The sequence below is a fragment of the Flavobacterium sp. genome (genome assembly GCF_046317795.1).
Classification (GTDB): Bacteria; Bacteroidota; Bacteroidia; order Flavobacteriales; family Flavobacteriaceae; genus Flavobacterium.
In genome coordinates this window covers 1-4,868 of sequence record NZ_JBKCVI010000019.1, presented here as the reverse complement: position 1 = coordinate 4,868, position 4,868 = coordinate 1, and the positions used below count along the sequence as shown (strand labels likewise).

At 34.3% G+C, this 4,868-nt stretch carries 4 protein-coding genes; 2 read left to right on the top strand and 2 right to left on the bottom strand.

Annotated elements, in window-relative coordinates:
• On the top strand, positions 1 to 1,592 hold a 1,592-nt coding region (locus tag ACK5ON_RS01150; RefSeq protein ID WP_409819113.1), incomplete at its 5' end, for a T9SS sorting signal type C domain-containing protein.
• Positions 1,593 to 1,739: 147 nt separating this feature from the next.
• On the opposite strand, the gene ACK5ON_RS01145 is transcribed toward ACK5ON_RS01150, so the two are convergent.
• The gene (locus ACK5ON_RS01145) at positions 1,740 to 1,949 is read right to left on the bottom strand and encodes a signal peptidase (protein WP_396175528.1); all 210 of its coding nucleotides are present in this window, start codon (positions 1,947 to 1,949) and stop codon (positions 1,740 to 1,742) included.
• A 76-nt stretch (positions 1,950 to 2,025) separates the two neighbouring features.
• Complete coding sequence (locus tag ACK5ON_RS01140) at positions 2,026 to 3,615, bottom strand: peptide chain release factor 3 (RefSeq protein WP_409819111.1); 1,590 nt, start codon at positions 3,613 to 3,615, stop codon at positions 2,026 to 2,028.
• 254 nt (positions 3,616 to 3,869) lie between these two features.
• Here ACK5ON_RS01140 and ACK5ON_RS01135 point away from each other — a divergent pair.
• Positions 3,870 to 4,868, top strand: a 999-nt coding sequence (locus tag ACK5ON_RS01135) for a peptidylprolyl isomerase (protein ID WP_409819109.1), incomplete at its 3' end; no start/stop codon positions are given.

The following is a 4,868-nucleotide window of genomic DNA, read 5'->3' as shown; positions in this document are numbered from 1 at the left end:
TTTATCCAATAATAAGTTCCGATGTTTCTGTTAATTCATTAACAATTAATTCAACTGCCTCACTAATAGTGAATTCTGGATTTGATTTAACAGTTACTAATGCTATTGTAAACAACGGAACGTTAACAATTGAAAACAATGCTAATTTATTGCAAACTACTAATGATATAAATACAGGTTCGGGTTCAACTATAGTACAACGTAACAGCTCACTTTTGAAACGTCTAGATTATACCTTGTGGTCATCGCCAGTCACTGGGCAAGGATTGTATGCTTTCTCTAAGTTTACACTTCCCAATCGTTTTTATGTGTATGATACTGCAACTGATTTATATAACAATTCTGTAGGTTTCAATTTAACGGGTTTACAATATCCTTCTCCTTTGGTTTCACCAAATGGTGTTGATGGAACGGATAATGCTAATGTTCAATTCACTAACGGAATTGGTTATTTGATACGTGTACCTTATAATCACCCAACATCTCCAACAGTTTACAATGGTATTTTTACTGGAGTTGCTAATAATGGACCTATCTCTGCAACAGTATCCACAGCATTAAATGGTTTTAACGCTGTAGGAAATCCTTATCCATCTAGACTTAACGTACACAATTTTATAGATGGTAACACCAACATAACCGGACCACTATACTTATGGAGAAAAACGAATACTACAGGGGTATCAACCTCATATGCCACACTTACCAAAACTGCTTATGTAGCTAATGGTTCAGCAGGAGGCGATACAGGTGCAGGTTTCTTCCCCACAGGTGGTGGACAAGAGCAAAATTGGGTTCTTAATATTGGACAAGGATTTATTGTAAAAGCGACAAGTGGTTCAACCGTAAGCTTTACTAATAGTATGAGAAGAAGTTCAAATGCAAACCAGTTCTTTAGAAATTCACAAACAACCACTAGTATAAACAACGGATTGTATTGGTTAAATTTAATTGACAATACAGGAGTTTATAGTCAGATGGCTGTTGGCTACAGTTCAGAGGGAACGATAGCAGATGATAGAGGAATTGATGGGGAGAATATCAATAAAGAATTTTATTTAACTAGTTTAATTGGAGCTGGTGAATATTCTATTCAAGGAAGGCCTGAGTTTGACCCAAGCGATGTGGTGCCTTTGTCTTATAAAGCGCTTACTTCCGGCAATTACAGCATTGCCATCGACCATGTAGACGGTTTGTTTACCAATACCAACCAAGCGATTTACCTCAAAGACAAGCTAACGGCCACAGAGCATAACCTGCAAACAGGTGCTTATAATTTTACTTCTGTAGCAGGAACCTTTACTAATCGTTTTGAAATTATCTATCAATCGCAGTTAAGTATTGAGAACCCAACTTTCAATGCAAACCAAGTGATTGTCTACAAAAATGAACTAAATGACTTTGTAATCAATGCAGGAACTACCATTATGGCATCGGTAAAAGTGTTTGACATCAGAGGACGTTTGTTATTGGAACGCAATAACATTAATGCTTCTCAAACCACCATGACTGTGGGTATGGCCAATGAAGTATTGTTGGTTCAAATCACTTCTGAAGATGGTGTGGTAGTGTCTAAGAAAGTGGTCAAATAGTATTTCTATTTCCACCATTTAAGGAATAAAAGTTTTTTTGAAATAGGATACTCCTCAAGATATTGGGGAGTATTTTTTTGGAGAAGTGTAGATATAAAAAAACCATTCCGTTTGTATTGGAATGGTTTTAAATAAATATGTTTTTAACTAAATGGCTCTTTTATTTTTTCTGTAAGTGTATAGTACAAATAGAATAGCTGTTATAGCCAAGATTACTAATTTACCGTTAATAGGTGCAGGTTGAGGATCATCACCTTCAAGACCTCCGCCACCATCATCATCACCAGGTTGTGCAAAAGCAACAAAGTCAGATAGTAAGATAAACGACAATAAGTAAAATTTGTAAAACTTTCTCATAAGTACTATATTTCAGCGCGTAAATATAAGGTAATCCTTTTTAATAACAAAAAAATAGATTGTTTTTTAATATTTTTTATTCAAACTCTGAGGTAAAAAACAATTTAACATTAGGAAACTTGCTTTGTGTCATTTGTATGGTAAATTCAGAGTCGGCTAAAAATACTAATTGTCCATACTTGTCATGAGCTAAAAATTTTTGCTTAATCCTTTTAAATTCTTTAAACTCTTCACTTTTAGGGTCGGTTGGTTTTACCCAGCACGCTTTGTGAACAGGGAAGTTTTCATAACTACATTTTGCCCCATATTCATGTTCTAATCGGTATTGTATTACTTCATATTGTAGTGCTCCAACAGTACCAATTACTTTTCGGTTATTCATTTCGAGCGTGAACAATTGCGCCACACCTTCATCCATCAATTGGTCAACTCCTTTGTCTAACTGTTTTGCTTTCAATGGATCAGCATTATTGATATATCTAAAATGCTCAGGAGAAAAACTTGGAATACCTTTAAAACTCATTATTTCTCCTTCGGTTAGTGTATCTCCAATTTTAAAATTGCCTGTATCGTGTAAACCCACAATATCGCCAGGGTAAGAAATATCAACAATCTCCTTTTTCTCCGCAAAAAAGGCATTTGGACTTGAGAATTTTAGATTTTTGTTCAGTCGAACATGCATATAGGGTTTATTTCTTTCAAAAGTACCCGACACAATTTTTACAAAAGCCAGTCTATCTCTGTGTTTTGGATCCATATTAGCATGAATTTTAAATACAAATCCAGCCATTTTTTCTTCTTCGGGTTTTACTAATCTCGTTTCCGATTCTTTAGGTTTTGGCGATGGTGCAATTCCTATAAAGCAATCTAACAACTCTCTCACACCAAAATTATTCAGTGCCGAACCAAAGAAAACGGGTTGCAATTTCCCGCTGAGGTAGTCGCCTCTGTCAAATGAAGGATACACTTCTGAAATTAATTCTAACTCTTCTCTCAATTTAACCGCTGGTTTTTCGCCTATAATTTTCTCTAGTTCTGAGCTGTTGATATCAGAAAAAGCGATGGTGTCTTCAATATTTTTGCGGCTATCACCACTAAAAAGATTGATGTTTTGCTCCCAAATATTATAAATCCCTTGAAAATCATAGCCCATTCCGATTGGAAAACTCAAAGGAGTAACACTCAATCCTAGTTTTTGCTCCACTTCATCCATGAGGTCAAAAGCATCCTTTCCTTCTCGGTCTAATTTGTTGATGAAAACAATCATCGGAATGTTGCGCATTCTACAAACTTCCACCAATTTTTCGGTTTGTTCTTCCACACCTTTGGCTACGTCAATGACTACTATTACACTATCAACAGCGGTTAATGTTCTGAAGGTGTCTTCGGCAAAGTCCTTATGACCAGGTGTATCTAGGATATTGATTTTTTTCCCATGATAATTAAAAGCCAATACCGAAGTTGACACAGAAATTCCTCTTTGGCGTTCGATTTCCATGAAATCGGAAGTAGCACCTTTTTTAATTTTATTGTTTTTTACGGCACCAGCTTCTTGAATTGCCCCACCAAAAAGCAATAATTTTTCAGTTAGCGTAGTTTTACCAGCATCGGGATGCGAGATGATTCCAAAGGTTCGGCGGCGTTGTATTTCGTTTAAAAAATTCATGATTTTGAATAAATAGTTTGCAAAAATACTATTATTTACTCATTATATCGTTCTCAAATCAATTTCTGATTTCTCATTTACTAAAGCTAGTAAAAGTGCTGTTAATAAATTTTTGTTAATAGTAGTCTTGATTCTTGTATAATGTGTTTGAATTGTTACTTTTGTTGATTGTAACGTCACTAAACCAAAGTGTTTTTGGCATATCAATAAAACCAATATTTTTGTATAAAATTTTTAATCGAATTTATAAAATCATGAGCTTAAAACAGTTTTTTTTCGGGTTGTTCTTTGTAGTTTCATTTGTCAGTATTGCGCAAAATAATTCAAAGGAAGTTTTGTTTACTATCAATGAGAAACCTTATTTTTCTGATGAATTTTCACGAGTATATAAAAAGAATTTAGACTTAGTCAAAGATGAATCGCAAAAAGATTTAAACCAATATTTAGAACTTTTTATTGGCTATAAATTAAAAGTCAATAAGGCCTATAAACTAGGTTTAGAAAACAATATAAAATATCAAAATGAGTTAAAATCCTATCGAACTCAATTGGCCAAAAACTATTTCAACGATACAAAAATTACCGATGAACTGATAACGGAAGGATATAATCGTTTGCAAAAAGAAATCAAGGCCTCACATATTTTGATTTTAGCTGATGAAAATGCAACAGCTGAGGACACTTTAAAAGCGTATAAAAAGATTCAAGACATAAGATTAAAAGCAATGTCGGGTGAAGATTTTGGAAATTTAGCCGTTCAATATTCTGAAGATCCTTCGGCCAAAGATAATAAAGGTAATTTGGGTTATTTCACAGCTTTCAGAATGGTCTATGCTTTTGAAAACGCAGCATACAATACACCAAAAGGACAAATTTCAAAAATTACGAGAACCCGTTTTGGGTATCATATTTTGAAAGTGGATGATATTAGAGCCAATCGAGGTGAAATTACAGTTGCTCATATCATGATATTAAATCCAAAGCCCGAGGATACCGACCAAGAAAAAGCTAAAAATACCATTAATGATATTTATAAAAAAATCCAACAAGGTGAAAAGTTTGAGGATTTGGCCAAGCAATTTTCAGAAGACAAATCGTCTGCAGGAAAGGGTGGAGTTTTAAACAAATTTGGTTCTGGGCAATTGAGTTCAGAGGAATTTGAAAATGCCGCTTTTTCCTTAAATACTACCAATGAAATGTCACAACCATTTCAATCTCAATTTGGTTGGCATATCATCAAGTTGATAGAAAAG